Origin of the sequence: Pseudomonas sp. JS425 (genome assembly GCF_018223845.1) — a bacterium.
Taxonomy (GTDB): Bacteria; Pseudomonadota; Gammaproteobacteria; order Pseudomonadales; family Pseudomonadaceae; genus Aquipseudomonas; species Aquipseudomonas asiatica.
On sequence record NZ_CP073661.1, the window covers coordinates 1,983,554 to 1,999,693 of the forward strand.

Here is a 16,140-nt window from a genome sequence, read left to right on the forward strand (position 1 = left end):
ACTGCTTAACTATCACCAGATGGGGATTTAACGGATGAAATTGAAAAACACCTTGGGCTTGGCCATTGGCTCGCTCGTCGCTGCTACTTCGTTCGGCGTTCTGGCTCAAGGCCAAGGCGCTGTGGAAATCGAAGGCAACGTTACCAAGCAGTACTACGACAGCGAACGTAACTTCAAGAACGACGGCACCAATCCTGGTGTTCGCCTGGGCTACTTCCTGACCGACGACGTTTCCCTGGACCTCGGCTACAACGAGACCCACAACGCTCGTGGTGAAGTCTTCAACAAAGACATCAAAGGTTCCAAGGCCAAGCTCGACGCTACCTACCACTTCGGTACCGTTGGCGACGCTCTGCGTCCGTACGTTTCCGCCGGTTTCGCTCACGAGAGCCTGGGCCAGGCTACTCGTAGCGGCCGCGACCACTCCACCTTCGCCAACGTTGGCGCTGGCGCCAAGTGGTACATCACCGACATGTTCTTCGCCCGTGCTGGCGTAGAAGCCATGTACAACATCGACAACGGCAACACCGAATGGGGCCCGACCGTTGGTGTTGGTCTGAACTTCGGCGGTAGCCCGAAGCAAGCTGAAGTCGCTCCGGCCCCAGTTGCCGAAGTGTGCTCCGACTCCGATAACGACGGCGTTTGCGACAACGTCGACAAGTGCCCTGACACCCCGGCCAACGTTACCGTTGACGCTGATGGCTGCCCGGCTGTTGCCGAAGTCGTTCGCGTTGAGCTGGATGTCAAGTTCGACTTCGACAAGTCGGTCGTCAAGCCAAACAGCTACGGCGACATCAAGAACCTGGCTGACTTCATGAAGCAGTACCCACAGACCACCACCACCGTGGAAGGTCACACTGACTCCGTCGGCCCAGACGCTTACAACCAGAAGCTGTCCGAGCGTCGTGCCAACGCTGTCAAGCAGGTCCTGACCCAGCAGTACGGCGTAGAATCCAGCCGTGTTGATTCGGTTGGCTACGGCGAAACCCGTCCGGTTGCCGACAACGCCACCGAAGAAGGCCGCGCTGTCAACCGTCGCGTTGAAGCTCAGGTAGAAGCCCAGGCCAAGTAATTGGTTTGAAGCTTCATGAAAAACCCGGCCTCGGCCGGGTTTTTCTTTGTCTGGGATTTGTGTGGTGTGTGCCGGCCCTTTCGCGGGTAAACCCACTCCCACAGGTTCGCCGCACCCTTCAGGTCATGCACAATCCCTGTGGGAGCGGGTTTACCCGCGAAAGGGCCGGCGCAGGCAGCGCATCATCCAGCAATTGCCACCAATTCCTGAACCACCTGTTCCCCAACCACCTCCCCAATCACCAAAATCGCCGGGCTACGCAAGCCAAACCCCCGCGCATCCTCGACCATCCCCCGCACATCGCTCCTGCACTCCCGCTGCTGCGGCAACGAGGCATTCTCGATCATCGCCACCGGCATCGCCGGTGCCATGCCCCCGTCCAGCAACCCTTGGCGCACCTGCTCCAGCCTGGCCACGCCCATGTACACCACCAGCGTCGTCCCGCCCTGGGCCAAGGCCGCCCAGTTCAGTTCGCTGTCGTCCTGGGTATGTGCCGTGACCAGCGTCACGCCCCGGCTCACACCCCGTGAGGTCAGGGAAATTCCGCATTGCGTGGCGCCAGCCAGGCCGGCGGTGATGCCGTTGACCACTTCCACCTCGATACCATGCCCCTGCAACCACAGCGCCTCTTCACCGCCGCGGCCGAAGATGCACGGGTCGCCGCCCTTGAGCCGCACCACGCAGCGCCCTTGCCGCGCATGGCGCAGCATCAGGCGCTGGATGAACGCCTGCGGCGTGGAGCGGCAGCCGCCGCGCTTGCCCACGGCAATCACACGGGCCTGTGGGCAGTGCTCCAGCACCGCCGGGTTGACCAGGTCGTCGATCATCACCACAGCGGCTTGCTGCAAGGCGCGTACAGCCTTGAGAGTGAGCAGCTCCGGATCACCAGGGCCAGCACCAACCAGCCAGACTTTCGCATTCATCAGGGTTTCCTCATCGGCAAGGTGCGTTCAGCCCTTGAGCAGGGTGAGCAGCAAAATCAGGTTGAACAGCAAGGACAGCAGGGCCAGGGTGCGCCAGACCTTCAACGGTTCGCGCTCCAGCAACGGCCGTGGGCGGGTGGGCAGTTCCTGGCGGTCGCCACGTTCGAGTAGCAGTAGCCAGTGTTCGGCGGTTTCGAAGCGCTGCGCTGGGTCGGCTGCCAGTGCCTGCTGCAGGTTGTGCTGCAGCCATTCCGGCAGGTCGGGGCGGTAGCGCGCGGCGTTGACCGGCTGGCCGAAGCGTGGGCGCTGGAAGGCCTCCACCTCGCCGTAGGGGTAATGCCCGGTCAGCAGGTGATACAACGTCACTCCCACGGCATATAGGTCCTGGCGTGGGCTGGGCGGTTGGCCGTCGAACGCTTCCGGGGCAATGTATGACGGTGTGCCCGGCAACTCGTGCAGCGGGTCTTCGGACAAGCCCGGGCAGTAGGCCAGGCCGAAGTCCAGCAGGCGCAGCTGCCCATCGCTGCCCAGGTGCAGGTTCTCTGGCTTGATGTCGCGGTGCAGCAGGTTGCGCCGGTGCAATACGCCGACCGCCTGCAGCAGCTGCCGGGCCAGCTCCAGCCACTGCGGCATGGGCAGCGGGCCATGCTCGGCCAGCAGCGCCGCCAGGCTCTGGCCGGGGTATTCGCGCATCACGTAGTACAGGTGCTGGCGCTGGCTGGCGGTGTGCAGCTCGGGAAAGTGCCGACCAGCGACCCGGCGCAGGAACCATTCCTCCAGCAACAGCCCTTGCGCCGCGCCGGGCTCCTGCTCGCGCGCGGGTGGCAGTGTCTTCAGCAGCCAGGCTCGGCCCTGACCATCGCGCACCCGGTACAGCAGCGACTGGCGGCTTTGCGAAAGCAGCTTTTCGGCTTGCCAGCCATCGATTACCTGGCCTTCACGCAACGGGCCGGGCACCGGCCATTGCTGCAGTTGCGCCAGGGTGTCACCCAGGTTGGCAGTGCCCAATTGCTCGACCTGCACCAGCAAGGCACTGGCGTTGTCCTGGCTACCGTTCAGGTGCGCGCTGGCGACCAGGGTATCGACGGCCAGTTGCAGGTCGGGTTGCTCGCGCAGCACCGCCTGGATGTGCTGGTCGCCCAGGCTGGCCCATACGCCATCGCTCAACAACAGGAAGCTCTCGCCCGGCTGCAGCTCGCCTTCCAGGTAATCCACCAGCAAATGCTGGTCCAGGCCCAGCGCACGCTTCAGTACATGCTGCATGCCGGGCTGGTCCCATACGTGATCTTCGCTCAGGCATTGCAGGCGCCCGGCGTGCCAGCGGTACACGCGGCAGTCTCCCACGTGGGCCAGGGTAAAGCGTCGGCCGCGCAGCACCAGCGCGCTGAGGGTGGTCAGCAGTGGCTGGCCACTGCCTTGGGCGCGCAGCCAGCGGTTTTGCGCCAGCAGCAGGCGGTCCAGTGCCTGGGCCACGCTCCAGGTCGCGGGGGTGGCGTAATAGTCCAGGGCCAGCGCCTGCAGGCTGGCACGGGCTGCCAGGCCGCCATCGGCACATTGGCTGACGCCGTCGGCGAGGGCGAACAGGTAGCCTTTGCTGGCGGCCAGCTCCGGTGCCGGGGTAACCAGGCGCAGGGCGTCCTGATTTTCCTCGCGCGGCCCGGTGGCGCTGGCCTGGGCAAAGTTCAGTTGCAGGCTCATGGCTGTGCCTCAGACCCGTGCCGCGGTAACCGCAGCCGAGCCCCAGGTGGTGCGCCAGCGCTGTTTCACGCCGTGCAGGCCGAACCAGGCCAGCAAGCCCAGGCTGGCGAACAGCCACAGCCCCAGTTGGTAGTCACCGGTGTGCTGCTTGATGGTGCCAAGCCCGGCGGCCAGCAGGAAGCCTCCGATGCCGCCGGCCATGCCGATCAGCCCGGTCATCACGCCGATCTCCTGGCGGAAGCGTTGCGGCACAAGCTGGAACACCGCGCCATTGCCGGCCCCCAGGCCGAGCATGGCGCTGACGAACAGGGCCAGTGCGGCGGCAGCGCTAGGCAGGTTGAAGCCGACTGCAGCGATGCAGATGGCCGCCACGCTGTACATGCCCAGCAGGGTGCGGATGCCGCCGAAGCGGTCGGCCAGGGCGCCGCCGAGCGGGCGCATCAGGCTGCCGGCGAACACGCAGGCAGCGGTGTAGTAGCCGGCGGTGACCGGGCTCAGGCCATACTGGTCGCTGAAATAGCCGGGCAGGGCGCTGGCCAGGCCGATGAAGCCGCCGAAGGTGACGCTGTAGAAGAACATGAACCACCAGCTGTCTCGGTCGCCCAGGGCCTTGAGGTAGTCGGCCATGGCTTTTGGCTTGGGCCGCTGCGGAGCATTGCGTGCCAGCAGGGCGAACACCAACAGGGCCAGCGACAGCGGGATCAGCGCGAAGCCGAACACGTTGTTCCAGCCAAAGCCCGCAGCCAGCGCGGGGGCCAGCAGGGCGGCGAACACTGTGCCGGAGTTGCCGGCACCTGCAATGCCCATGGCTTTGCCTTGGTGCTGTGGCGGGTACCATTGCGAGGCCAGCGGCAGTGACACAGCGAACGAAGCGCCGGCAAAGCCGAGGAACACGCCCAGCAGCAGCGCTTGTTCATAGCTGTGCACGCCCAGGTGCCAGGCAGCGGCGAGGGCGACGATGACCACCACTTGGCCGATCAGCCCCGCGGTCTTGGGTGACAGGCGGTCGACCAGCACGCCCATGGCGAAGCGCAGGATCGCCCCGGCCAGGATCGGCGTGGCCACCATCAGGCCCCGTTGTTGTGCACTCAGCTGCAGATCGGCGGCAATCTGCACCGCCAATGGGCCAAGCAGGTACCAGACCATGAAGCTGAGGTCGAAGTACAGGAACGCGGCGAACAGCGTGGGCACATGCCCGGATTTCCAGAAGCTGGTACTCATCGAACACCTCACTCGGCAATGCAACGGAACGAAAAAGACGCCGCTACCCGCTCCACGTGCGTGGAGGGGAGAGCGACGTCTTTGTCGGGGATTAAGTGGGGCAACCGCCGTTGGCTACCGGTGATATTTGTTCAGCAAGAGATGGGCCAACTCTGAGAAGTTGCAGTCTCCTTGTAGGAGCGGCCTTGTGTCGCGATGGGCTGCGCAGCAGCCCCAGGATCTCAGCTTCGCGGCAGAGATTGCCGGGGCTGCTGCGCAGCCCATCGCGACACAAGGCCGCTCCTACAGGGGACCGCGTGAAGCAGGTTGCTAGCCCAGCATCTCGTGCATGGCAATGATCTGCTCGGCCACCTGGATCAGCTTCTGCTGCCGGCTCATGGCCTGGCGGCGCATCAGGGTGTAGGCCTGTTCTTCGTTGCAGTCCTTCATCTTCATCAGCAAACCCTTGGCCTGCTCGATGCGCTTGCGTTCAGCCAGTTGCTGGTCCCGTGCGAGCAGCTGCGCCTTCAGCGCCTGGTCACTTTCGAAGCGGGCCATGGCCACATCCAGGATCGGTTGCAGCCGCGCGGCATGGATGCCTTCGACGATGTAGGCGCTGACCCCCGCCTGGATCGCCTGGCGCATCACCCCGGGGTCGTGCTCGTCGGTGAACAGCACGATCGGCCGTGGCTGGTCACGGCTGACCAGGACCACCTGTTCCATCACATCGCGGTCCGGTGAGTCGGTATCGATAAGCACCACGTCCGGGCGCACCGTTTCGACGCAGGCGGGCAGGTCGATGGTCAGGCCTGGGGCTTCGATGACTTCGAAGCCGGCCTCGCTCAAGGCCGCCTTGAGGCGGCCGAGTTTGCTCTGGGTGTCGTCGATCAGCAGGATGCGCAACATGAATGGTCCCCCTCACGCGCCGACACGGGCATCGGGCAGGTCGCCCAAGGCATGCAGGCTGAAGCTGCGGGCATAGCCGTAGGGGTCGCTGCCGTCCCAGCGGCTGCCATCTATCAGCAGGCTGCTGCGCATCGGCTGCTCGGGGCAGGCCACGCCGAGGCTTTGGGCCGCCTCGCCATACAGTGCCAGTTGCTGGACCTGGCGCGCCACGCCGAGGTAGTCGGGGTCATCGCGCAGCAAGCCCCAGCGGCGGAACTGGGTCATGAACCACATGCCGTCGGACAGGTATGGCAGGTTGGCCCGGCCGTGATCGTGCAGGCGCAGGGCGTGCGGGTCTTGCCAGTGGTTGCCCAGGCCATCGTGGTAGCTGCCGAGCAGTCGCGGCTCGATACTTGCCAGCGGAGTGTCCAGGTAGGCGCTGCTGCTGAGCAGTTGCGCGGTGCTGCGGCGGTTTTCCGGACTTTGCTCGATGAAGCGGCTGGCGGCGAGTACCGCCTTGATCAGCGCGCGGGCGCTGTTGGGATATTGCTCGGCAAAGGCGCGGGCGCAGGCCAGGACCTTTTCCGGGTGGTCCGGCCAGATCGACTGGCTGGTGGCCAGGGTGAAGCCCTGGCCCGTGGCCACTGCATGGGCAGCCCAGGGTTCGCCCACGCAGAAACCGTCTATGCGCCCGGCCTGAATATGCGCAGCCATTTGCGCCGGTGGTACCACCACGCTGTCGACGTCGCGCAATGGGTGGATGCCCTGGCTGGCCAGCCAGTAATACAGCCACATGGCGTGGGTACCGGTGGGGAAGGTCTGGGCGAAGGTGAGGCGTGCGCCATGCTGGTGCACCAGGCGCGCCAGTGCTTCAGGGTTGGTCACGCCTTTGCGCTGCAGGGCCGGGGACAGGTTTATGGCCTGGGCGTTCTGGTTCAGCCCCATGAGCACGGCCATGGCGCTGGCCGGTACACCGCCGATGCCCAGGTGCACGGCGTACACCAGGCCATACAGGCAGTGCGCCGCATCCAGTTCGCCGCTGACCAGCTTGTCGCGCAGCCCGGCCCAGGAGCCCTGGCGCTTGAGGTTGAGGGTAAGGCCGTGCTGCTGGGCGAAGCCCTGGGTGGCGGCGACTACCACCGAGGCGCAGTCGGTCAGGGCCATGTAGCCGATGTTCAGGCTGGGCTTTTCCGGCGCGTCGCTGCCGTTGACCCAGGCCAGGGGCGTTGTTCGGGGTGCAGTGTTCACAAGGTTCCTCGCCCGTACTGATAAGGCTGTGGGCTTTTCCGGTGCAACCGATGTGCCATCTGGCAGCATCCCTGTGGAGCAACTGCCCTGTGCCGCCTGCATTGGCCTCATCGCCGGCAAGCCAGCTCCCACAGATACAGCACAGGTTTCAGCCCTTGTGTTGTACCTGTGGGAGCTTCCCTGTGGAGCAACTGCCTTGTGGCGCCTGCATTGGCCTCATCGCCGGCAAGCCAGCTCCCACAGATACAGCACAGGTTTCAGCCCTTGTGTTGTACCTGTGGGAGCTGGCTTGCCGGCGATGGGCTGCGCAGCAGCCCCACGATTTGCTGTCATGCCGGCCCCACGCTGGCTATAATCGCCCCCTCATTCACCCCGAGCCTTGCCCGCCCATGTATACCCTGGCCCGCCAGCTGCTGTTCAAGCTTTCCCCGGAAACCTCCCACGACCTGTCCCTGGACCTGATCGGTGCCGGTGGCCGTCTCGGCCTCAACGGCATGCTGTGCAAGCAGCCGGCGGCTTTGCCGGTTACGGTCATGGGCTTGAACTTCGCCAACCCGGTGGGCCTGGCGGCCGGCCTGGACAAGAACGGCGCGGCCATCGACGGTTTCGCCCAGCTGGGCTTCGGATTCGTCGAAATCGGCACCGTCACCCCGCGTCCACAGCCGGGCAACCCCAAGCCGCGGCTGTTCCGCCTGCCGGAGGCAACGGCCATCATCAACCGCATGGGCTTCAACAACCTGGGCGTTGATCACCTGCTCGGCCGGGTACGGGCTGCGCGTTACAACGGTGTGCTGGGCATCAACATCGGCAAGAATTTCGACACCCCGGTGGAGCGTGCCGTCGATGACTACCTGATCTGCCTGGACAAGGTGTACACCGAGGCCAGTTACATCACGGTCAACGTCAGTTCGCCCAACACCCCGGGCCTGCGCAGCCTGCAGTTCGGCGATTCGCTCAAGCAGCTGCTCGATGCCCTGGCCGTGCGCCGCGAGCAACTGGCCGGCACGCATGGCAAGCGCGTACCTCTGGCAATCAAGATTGCCCCGGACATGAGCGACGAAGAAACCGCCCTGGTGGCCGCCGCGTTGATGGAGTCGGGCATGGATGCGGTGATCGCCACCAACACCACGCTGGGGCGTGAAGGTGTCGAAGGCCTGCCGTACGGTGGCGAGGCGGGTGGCCTGTCGGGTGCGCCGGTGCTGGAGAAGAGCACCCATATCGTCAAGGTGCTGGCGGGCGAGCTGGGCGGCAAGCTGCCGATCATTGCCGCTGGCGGCATTACCGAAGGTCGCCATGCCGCCGAGAAGATCGCTGCCGGGGCGAGCCTGGTGCAGATCTACTCCGGCTTCATCTATAAAGGGCCGGCGCTGATTCGTGAGGCGGTGGACGCTATCGCGGCAATGCCACGGGTTTGATGGGCAATAAAAAAGGGCCCCATCAAGGGGCCCCTGGGCCTTCGCCCGCCGCCCGGATAGGGCGTGCATGGTGAATCGAATTCAGTGTCCTCGTTCAGCCAACGGCGTGATTTTCGTTGAGTCTATGGATGCCAGCGGTGCCAGTCATTCCGTCCCAGTTATCACCGCGACCTTCACGCCAGCCGTTGATCCAGGCTTGGCGAACAGAAGGAAGATTGAAGGGGCAAAGTTCGCGGGATTTGCCGGTGACCCCGTATTGGTAGCCACGTGAATATGCTCTTTCCAACGGATCACGCTTAAGTCTTCTCATAGGGTGTTGCCCTCACTTGTTGACTGTAATGTCCCGTCGGCCTCTCCGAGGCCGGGCAGAGTCTTTCTGCCGGTGTGCGCTCGCTGCCGGCGTGGCGAGCTGAAAGTGCCACCTCGTTGCGAAGTGGCCTGAGACCAGTTCTATCGAATGCGAGTCACGGTGTGAATGATCGATTTGTCATAAGCACGTAACCTTTCCAAGGGTGAGGGGATAAGTAAATAAATGCGACTCAACCTTGTTTAGCGTTGAGCCCGCTATGATCAGGGTTTGCCGATCATTGACGTCATTTCGCCAGCGTTGCTTGCGGATGACAGAAATAATTTGAAATGCGACGAAGGGTCACATCGGCCCTGGTATCGCCAGAATTTTTCATACTGCCTGATGATCTAAGCTGTCTTTGCCACTGGGCCAAGCACAGATCGGTCAGGCGGCCCGGCCTTTCATCGCACGCTCGCGTGTCGGGAAGGGCCACCCGCACGCCTGCTGGAAAGGTGTGCGGGCAAACATCGCGGGGCGATGCGTCGCCCCGTCAGTCAAATAGCCCAAGGCGCTGGATTACTCATGTCGGACCGTTTCGAACTTTACCTCACTTGCCCTAAAGGCCTGGAAGGCCTGCTTGCCGAAGAGGCGCGGGGCCTCGGCCTGGATGACGTGCGCGAGCACACCTCGGCCATTCGCGGCGCCGCCGACATGGAAACCGCCTACCGCCTGTGCCTTTGGTCACGCCTGGCCAACCGGGTGCTGCTGGTACTCAAGCGCTTCTCCATGAAGAACGCCGACGACCTCTACGACGGCGTGCACGCGGTCGACTGGGCCGATCACTTGGCAGCCGACGGCACCCTGGCAGTTGAGTTCAGCGGCCATGGCTCGGGCATCGACAACACCCACTTCGGTGCGTTGAAGGTCAAGGACGCGATCGTCGACAAGCTGCGCAACCGTGAAGGCCTGCGCCCGTCGGTGGAAAAGATCGACCCTGATGTGCGCGTGCACCTGCGCCTGGACCGTGGCGAAGCCATTCTCTCGCTCGACCTTTCCGGGCACAGCCTGCACCAGCGTGGCTACCGCCTGCAGCAAGGCGCCGCGCCGCTGAAGGAAAACCTGGCGGCGGCGGTACTCATCCGCGCCGGCTGGCCGCGCATTGCCGCCGAAGGTGGCGCGCTGGCCGACCCGATGTGCGGTGTGGGTACCTTCCTGGTCGAAGCGGCGATGATCGCCGCCGATATCGCGCCCAACCTCAAGCGTGAGCGCTGGGGCTTCAGTGCCTGGCTCGGCCACGTACCGGCATTGTGGCGCAAGGTGCATGACGAGGCGCAGGCGCGGGCACAGGCCGGCCTGGCCAAGCCACCACTGTGGATCCGTGGTTACGAGGCCGACCCGCGGTTGATCCAGCCAGGCCGCAACAACGTCGAGCGTGCCGGCCTGGGCGACTGGGTGAAGATCTACCAGGGCGAAGTCAGCACCTTCGAACCGCGCCCGGACCAGAACCAGAAGGGCCTGGTCATCAGCAACCCACCCTATGGCGAGCGCCTGGGTGACGAAGCCAGCCTGCTGTACCTCTACCAGAACCTCGGTGAGCGCCTGCGCCAGGCCTGCATGGGCTGGGAGGCGGCGGTGTTCACCGGCGCGCCGCAGCTGGGCAAGCGCATGGGTATTCGCAGCCACAAGCAGTACGCGTTCTGGAACGGCGCCTTGCCGTGCAAGCTGCTGCTGTTCAAGGTGCAGCCCGACCAGTTCGTTACCGGCGAGCGCCGCGAGGCGCAGCCTGAAGGCGCGGAAACCCGCCAGCAGGCAGCACCGGCCAGCGAGCCGGCGCGCCTGTCGGAAGGGGCGCAGATGTTCGCCAACCGCCTGCAGAAAAACCTCAAGCAACTGGGCAAGTGGGCCCGCCGCGAGCAGGTCGATTGCTACCGCCTGTACGATGCCGACATGCCCGAATATGCCCTGGCGGTCGACTTGTACCAGGATTGGGTGCACGTGCAGGAATACGCCGCGCCACGTTCGGTCGACCCGGACAAGGCCCAGGCACGGCTGCTCGATGCGCTGGCCGCCATCCCGCAGGCCCTGGGCATTTCGCCGCAGCGTGTGGTGCTCAAGCGTCGCGAGCGGCAGAGCGGCACGCGCCAGTACGAGCGCCAGGCGAGCGAAGGCCGCTTCCAGGAAGTGAACGAAGGCGGCGTAAAGCTGCTGGTCAACCTTACCGACTACCTCGACACGGGCCTGTTCCTGGACCATCGCCCGATGCGCATGCGCATCCAGCGCGAAGCAGCCGGCAAACGCTTCCTCAACCTGTTCTGCTACACCGCTACGGCCACCGTGCACGCGGCCAAGGGCGGCGCGCGCAGCACCACCAGCGTCGACCTGTCGAAAACCTACCTGGACTGGGCGCGACGCAACCTGGCGCTCAATGGCTTCTCCGAGCGCAACCGCCTGGAGCAAGGCGATGTGATGGCCTGGCTGGAAGGCAACCGCGACAGCTATGACCTGATCTTCATCGACCCGCCGACCTTCTCCAACTCCAAGCGCATGGAAGGCGTGTTCGATGTGCAGCGTGACCACGTGCAACTGCTGGACCTGGCCATGGCCCGCCTGGCGCCGGGTGGCGTGCTGTATTTCTCCAACAACTTCCGCAAGTTCCAGTTGGACGAGCACCTTATGGCGCGTTATGCGGTGGAGGAGATCACGGCCCAGACCCTGGACCCGGACTTCGCGCGCAATAACCGTATCCATCGCGCCTGGCGTCTGGAGCTTCGTTGAGGCGACGAGGTACATTGCGCGGCTAATGGCCAATAGCTATAACTGAGGGCAGGGCAAGATAATCCGCAGGACGCTGACGTGACGAGATGGGTGTATGTCAAAGGGTGGCGTGCGTGCGCGGTTGCTTGGCCTGTGCACAGAGGCAGTGTCCGCCTGGGCGGTGGCCGTGGTCGCCCTGGTCGTAGGTGGCCTGTTGACGGCCGTCCTGGCGTTAGCCACGCAAACCTTCTACAAGCAGCAACTGCGCCAGCGCTTCGAGCTGCTGGCCAGCGAGCGTTTCAGCCGTATCGCCGAGCGGTTTGACGAACAGCAGCAGCGCCTGGACGGGCTGCGGCGGTTTTTCAGCTTTTCCAACGAAATCACCCCACACGAGTTCGACGGCTACGCCCGGCCATTGCTGCAGCGGACCCTGGCCTACGCCTGGGCGCCGCGTGTCGAGGCCGCGCAACGCGCCGAGTTCGAGCGCCAGGCCAGTGTGCATTTCGGCCCGGGCTATGTGATCCGCGACCAGGATGAACAAGGCCAGTGGCACCCATCCCCCCAGCGCGACCATTACTTCCCGGTGCTCTATACCCAGTCGGGTGAATTGCCCGGGCTGCCCTATGGTCTGGACCTCGCCGGCCAGGAAGTGCCCTTGGCGGCACTGGCGCGGGCGCTGGGGCCCGGCAGCATGGCGGTGTCCGAGCCACTGCCCATGTTCGATACCAGCTCGGATGCGCGTGGCCTGCTGATGGTGGCGCCAGTGTTTTCCGATGCCAACCCCCGCGGCGCGGCAATGGGCTATGTGATGGCCCTGCTGAGCATGCGTGAACTGGTCAGTGACGGGCGCCCGGTTACGGCAGACGATAACCTGGTGGTGCGTATCGTCGACCCCACCGGGCTGCATGGCCCCGAGGTGATGTTCGACTCGCAGAACCCGGTCGCACCTCTGCCGCTGGCCATCAACCAGTTGTTGCACCTGGCTGACCACCACTTCCAGCTGAGTATCCGGCCGAGCCTGGCCTTCGTGCGCGCCAACCGCTCCTCCGCGGTGCTGGCGGTGAGCCTGCTGGGCGGCTTGTTGAGCCTGCTGCTCAGTGTGTTGCTCTACAGCCTGTTCAGCCAGCGCCAGCGCGCCTTGGCCCTGGTAGAGCAGCGTACCGCCGAGCTGCGGGTCAGCGAGCAGTCACTGCGTGGTACCCATAACCAGCTGCGCAGCGTGCTGGATGCCGCAACCCAGGTGGCGATCATCGCCACCAACCTCAAGGGCGTGGTCAGCACCTTCAACGCCGGTGCCGAGCGCATGCTCGGTTACCCGGCCAGCGAGGCAATCGGCAAGCTGCGCCTGGAGGACCTGGTGTTGCCCGAGGAGTTGAGCCTGCGTGCCCATGCCTTGAGCCTGCGTTTCGGCCGGCCGATTGCAGGTGGCCAGGCCATGTTTGCCGAAACGGTGCAGGAGCATGGTGCCGAGCCGGGGGAGTGGACCTTGTTGCGCGCCGATGGCAGCCAACTGGTGGCCAACATGCTGGTCACCGCCATGCTCGATGAGCAGGGGTTATGGATCGGTTACCTGGCGATCTGCATCGATGTCACTGAACGGCGTCGGGTGCATGAGGCGCTGGCGGCGCGTGACCGCCTTCTGGAAAAACTCAGTGCCGAGGTGCCGGGCGGCATCTACCAGTACCGCCTGGATGGCAACGGCCATTCCTGTTTTCCGTACGCCAGCAAGGGCCTGTACGACATCTACGAAGTCGATCTGCAGCAGTTGCGCGAGGACGCCACGGCGGTGTTCGAGCGCATCCACCCGGATGACCTCGAGCGCGTGCGCCGCTCGGTGCGTTACTCGGCCGAACACCTGTCGCCCTGGCGTGAAGAATATCGGGTCTGCCTGCCGCGTGCCGGGCTGCGTTGGGTGCGTGGCGAGGCGACACCGGAGGTGGGCGAGCAGGGCTGCACGTTGTGGCATGGCTACCTGACCGATATCTCCGACCTCAAGGGTGTGGAGGAAGAGTTGCGCGCGCTGTCGGTGACCGATTCACTGACCGGCATCCATAATCGCCGTTACTTCCAGGAGCGGCTCAAGCTCGAGCTGGAACGGGCCCAGCGCGATGGCCAGGCACTGGCGGTCATCATGCTCGATATCGATCACTTCAAGCGCATCAACGACCATTTTGGCCATGCTGTCGGCGATCGCGTGCTGCGCAGCCTGTGCCTGCGTATCAGCCAGCGTTTGCGCCGTACCGATGTTTTCTGCCGCTTGGGCGGCGAGGAATTCATGGTGCTGTGCCCGGGGAGCGATGCCGAGCAGGCGCGGCTGCTGGCGCTGGAACTGTGGCATGGGGTGCGCAATGTGCCGGTGGAAGGCGTGGGCAGGGTGACTGCGAGTTTTGGTGTGGCGGGCTGGCGACCGGGGGAAGGGGCCGATGCCTTGCTGTTGCGGGCTGATGCAGGCGTGTATGCGGCCAAGCAGGCCGGGCGGGACCGGGTGGAGGGGGAGTTGGCCTGACAGCTTTCAGTTGCCAATGCCGGCCCGTTCGCGGCTAAAGCCGCTCCCACAGGGACATCACAGGTCTTGAACCCTGCACTGTACATGTAGGAGCGGCTTTAGCCGCGAAGAGGCCGGTACCGGCTAACGATCAGTTGGCCGCAGTACTGCCGGCCAGTTTCGGCTGGCGGTACAGGTCCAGCAGCACCTGGTCGAGCACCTGCGAGGCGCCCCACGGTTTCGGATCGTTGAGGATCGCCGCCACCGCCCAGGTATGGCCGTTGCTGTCGCGGCTGAAGCCTGCAATTGCCCGCACGGTATTCAGCGTGCCAGTCTTGATGTGCCCTTCGCCGGTCATGGCGGTACGCTTCAGGCGCTTGCGCATGGTGCCATCCATACCCACCAGCGGCATCGAGCTCATGAACTCGGCAGCATAAGGGCTCTTCCAGGCGGCCTGCAGCATCGCGGCCATCTCCCGGGTGCTGACCCGTTCGGCACGCGACAGGCCGGAACCGTTTTCCATTACCAGATGCGGCGCGGTAATGCCCTTCTTCGCCAGCCACTGGCGCACCACACGCTGGGCGGCGCGGGCGTCGTCACCGTCGGCATCGGTGCGGAACTGCGCGCCAAGGCTCAGGAACAGCTGCTGGGCCATGGTGTTGTTGCTGTACTTGTTGATGTCGCGGATCACTTCCACCAGGTCTGGCGAGAAGGCTCGGGCCAGCAGGCGAGCGCCCTTGGGCACGTTCTCGAAGCGGTCGCCACCCTGGATGCTGCCACCCAGCTCGTTCCAGATCGCGCGCACGGCACCGGCGGCGTAGGTCTGGTGGTCGAGCAGCGACAGATAGGTCTGGGAGTTGCAGCCGTCACCCAGCTGACCACTGACCGTTACGCTGATGCCATCGGCCTGCTGCACCGGGTTGTAGCGCACGTCACCCGAGCACTGTCTGGAGGCTACTGCCTTGACCTGGTTGTCGATACGGATGCTGGCAATCGGCGGTTCGACTGCGATGGTTACCTTGCCGCCATCGTTGCGGGCCACGAAACGCAGGGCCTTGAGGTTGACCAGCAGCGAGTCGGGCTTGACTAGGAACGGCTTGTTCTCATCGCCACCGTCGTCGTTGAACTGCGGCAGGTTGGGCTGCACGAAGTGGCTGCGGTCCAGCACCAGGTCGCCGGTGATGGTGCGCACGCCATTGGCGCGCAGGTCACGCATCAGCAGCCACAGCTTTTCCATGTTCAGTTTCGGGTCGCCGCCACCCTTGAGGTACAGGTTGCCGTTGAGTACACCGTTGCTCAGGGTGCCGTCGGTGTAGAACTCGGTTTTCCACTGGAAGGTCGGGCCGAGCAGTTCGAGGGCGGCGTAGGTGGTGACCAGTTTCATGGTCGAGGCCGGGTTGACCGAGACATCGGCATTGAACACGGTCGGTGTGCCGGGGCCGTCCAGCGGCAGCATCACCAGCGACAGGGCAGAATCCTGCAGCTTGTTGGCCTTGAGGGCCTGCTGCACCTTGGCAGGCAGCGTGGTGTTGACGGCGGCGGCCTGGCTGGGCAGGGCGAGTGGCAACAGCAGGCCGGCAAGAACGAGGGGACGAAGCGTTTTGATCATGATCGATAAATACCCTACGGCGAGGGAAAAGGGCATTGGGGCTGTAAGGAATGATGGCCCCAGGGTGAAAGAATACGCATTATGCCCCAAGCGCAGCGACGATGCGCCACGTTCGACGGAAAAGCACCCCCAATAAAAAAGGCCACCCCTGAGGGTGGCCTTTCCAGCGATCGAGCCGGGCCGGTATTACTCGGCCTTGTTGATCGGCTTTTCCGGGTACCAGGCGTCCAGCAGCGGGCTGACCTCGATCTTGGTCAGTTCGCTACGGCCTTTGAGCCAGGCTTCAACGGCTGCACGCTGTTCTTCGCTGACCGAGCCGCGTTTGACCGAGCACACCAGGCCGAAATCGTCACCGCCTACATAGTCCAGGCCATTGGCGTCCATGGCTTCTGCCAGGAACGCGTCGAGGAAAGCATCGATTGCCTGGTCATCCAGATCTTCCTTGAATTCCAGGTTCAGCTCGAAGCCCAATTCCTGAAACTCGTCGACACACAGCTTCTTGCGCAGACGACGGGAGCGGTTTGTGGCCATGAAACAATCCTCTTAGGTAATAACGCCGCGC

Annotated in this window: 12 protein-coding genes; 4 read left to right on the plus strand and 8 right to left on the minus strand. The window is 64.3% G+C overall.

Annotated elements, in window-relative coordinates; all coding sequences use genetic code 11:
* Window positions 1–34 precede the first annotated feature (34 nt).
* Window positions 35–1,072 (plus strand): OmpA family protein, encoded by a 1,038-nt coding sequence (locus tag KDB76_RS09160; RefSeq protein ID WP_004376136.1) that lies wholly within the window; start codon window positions 35–37, stop codon window positions 1,070–1,072.
* Between the two features lie 182 nt (window positions 1,073–1,254).
* On the opposite strand, the gene cobA is transcribed toward KDB76_RS09160, so the two are convergent.
* The 5 genes from cobA to KDB76_RS09185 all read right to left on the minus strand — a co-directional run bounded on the left by cobA (window position 1,255) and on the right by KDB76_RS09185 (window position 7,026).
* A complete protein-coding gene (gene cobA, locus KDB76_RS09165; protein ID WP_023661728.1) occupies window positions 1,255–1,995 on the minus strand; it encodes a uroporphyrinogen-III C-methyltransferase in 741 nt (246 codons plus the stop codon).
* A gap of 27 nt (window positions 1,996–2,022) precedes the next feature.
* Complete coding sequence (locus tag KDB76_RS09170) at window positions 2,023–3,693, minus strand: bifunctional protein-serine/threonine kinase/phosphatase (RefSeq protein ID WP_024088017.1); 1,671 nt, start codon at window positions 3,691–3,693, stop codon at window positions 2,023–2,025.
* A 9-nt stretch (window positions 3,694–3,702) separates the two neighbouring features.
* Complete coding sequence (locus tag KDB76_RS09175) at window positions 3,703–4,914, minus strand: nitrate/nitrite transporter (protein WP_013971672.1); 1,212 nt, start codon at window positions 4,912–4,914, stop codon at window positions 3,703–3,705.
* A gap of 309 nt (window positions 4,915–5,223) precedes the next feature.
* Window positions 5,224–5,799, minus strand: coding sequence for an ANTAR domain-containing protein (locus KDB76_RS09180; protein WP_013971673.1), 576 nt, complete (start codon window positions 5,797–5,799; stop codon window positions 5,224–5,226).
* 12 nt (window positions 5,800–5,811) lie between these two features.
* Complete coding sequence (locus KDB76_RS09185) at window positions 5,812–7,026, minus strand: CmpA/NrtA family ABC transporter substrate-binding protein (protein ID WP_024086562.1); 1,215 nt, start codon at window positions 7,024–7,026, stop codon at window positions 5,812–5,814.
* A gap of 389 nt (window positions 7,027–7,415) precedes the next feature.
* Between KDB76_RS09185 and KDB76_RS09190 the strand changes: the two genes are divergently transcribed.
* Window positions 7,416–8,441, plus strand: a complete 1,026-nt coding sequence (locus tag KDB76_RS09190) for a quinone-dependent dihydroorotate dehydrogenase (protein WP_024086563.1) — start codon at window positions 7,416–7,418, stop codon at window positions 8,439–8,441.
* Between the two features lie 94 nt (window positions 8,442–8,535).
* Here the strand turns inward: KDB76_RS09190 and KDB76_RS09195 are convergent, their stop codons facing one another.
* On the minus strand, window positions 8,536–8,751 hold the full coding sequence (locus KDB76_RS09195; RefSeq protein WP_003248687.1) for a ribosome modulation factor: 216 nt from the start codon (window positions 8,749–8,751) through the stop codon (window positions 8,536–8,538).
* Window positions 8,752–9,312: 561 nt separating this feature from the next.
* Between KDB76_RS09195 and rlmKL the strand changes: the two genes are divergently transcribed.
* Window positions 9,313–11,505: a bifunctional 23S rRNA (guanine(2069)-N(7))-methyltransferase RlmK/23S rRNA (guanine(2445)-N(2))-methyltransferase RlmL gene (gene rlmKL, locus KDB76_RS09200; protein ID WP_038409166.1), complete on the plus strand. Its 2,193-nt coding sequence runs from the start codon at window positions 9,313–9,315 to the stop codon at window positions 11,503–11,505.
* 94 nt (window positions 11,506–11,599) lie between these two features.
* Window positions 11,600–13,990, plus strand: a complete 2,391-nt coding sequence (locus KDB76_RS09205; protein ID WP_024086565.1) for a diguanylate cyclase — start codon at window positions 11,600–11,602, stop codon at window positions 13,988–13,990.
* Window positions 13,991–14,120: 130 nt separating this feature from the next.
* Here KDB76_RS09205 and dacB read toward each other — a convergent pair whose 3' ends face one another.
* Together dacB and KDB76_RS09215 are read right to left on the minus strand one after the other, a co-directional pair.
* Window positions 14,121–15,578: a D-alanyl-D-alanine carboxypeptidase/D-alanyl-D-alanine-endopeptidase gene (gene dacB, locus KDB76_RS09210; protein ID WP_013971678.1), complete on the minus strand. Its 1,458-nt coding sequence runs from the start codon at window positions 15,576–15,578 to the stop codon at window positions 14,121–14,123.
* A 186-nt stretch (window positions 15,579–15,764) separates the two neighbouring features.
* Window positions 15,765–16,109, minus strand: coding sequence for a YggL family protein (locus tag KDB76_RS09215; RefSeq protein ID WP_004376110.1), 345 nt, complete (start codon window positions 16,107–16,109; stop codon window positions 15,765–15,767).
* Window positions 16,110–16,140: the final 31 nt, after the last annotated feature.

What these genes read in the sequence shown, in the direction of transcription:
- KDB76_RS09160 (WP_004376136.1), top strand. Translation starts at nt 35, where the DNA reads ATGAAATTGAAAAACACCTTGGGCTTGGCCATTGGCTCGCTCGTCGCT.
- cobA (WP_023661728.1), bottom strand. Translation starts at nt 1,995, where the DNA reads ATGAATGCGAAAGTCTGGCTGGTTGGTGCTGGCCCTGGTGATCCGGAG.
- KDB76_RS09170 (WP_024088017.1), bottom strand. Translation starts at nt 3,693, where the DNA reads ATGAGCCTGCAACTGAACTTTGCCCAGGCCAGCGCCACCGGGCCGCGC.
- KDB76_RS09175 (WP_013971672.1), bottom strand. Translation starts at nt 4,914, where the DNA reads ATGAGTACCAGCTTCTGGAAATCCGGGCATGTGCCCACGCTGTTCGCC.
- KDB76_RS09180 (WP_013971673.1), bottom strand. Translation starts at nt 5,799, where the DNA reads ATGTTGCGCATCCTGCTGATCGACGACACCCAGAGCAAACTCGGCCGC.
- KDB76_RS09190 (WP_024086563.1), top strand. Translation starts at nt 7,416, where the DNA reads ATGTATACCCTGGCCCGCCAGCTGCTGTTCAAGCTTTCCCCGGAAACC.
- KDB76_RS09195 (WP_003248687.1), bottom strand. Translation starts at nt 8,751, where the DNA reads ATGAGAAGACTTAAGCGTGATCCGTTGGAAAGAGCATATTCACGTGGC.
- rlmKL (WP_038409166.1), top strand. Translation starts at nt 9,313, where the DNA reads ATGTCGGACCGTTTCGAACTTTACCTCACTTGCCCTAAAGGCCTGGAA.
- KDB76_RS09205 (WP_024086565.1), top strand. Translation starts at nt 11,600, where the DNA reads ATGTCAAAGGGTGGCGTGCGTGCGCGGTTGCTTGGCCTGTGCACAGAG.
- dacB (WP_013971678.1), bottom strand. Translation starts at nt 15,578, where the DNA reads ATGATCAAAACGCTTCGTCCCCTCGTTCTTGCCGGCCTGCTGTTGCCA.
- KDB76_RS09215 (WP_004376110.1), bottom strand. Translation starts at nt 16,109, where the DNA reads ATGGCCACAAACCGCTCCCGTCGTCTGCGCAAGAAGCTGTGTGTCGAC.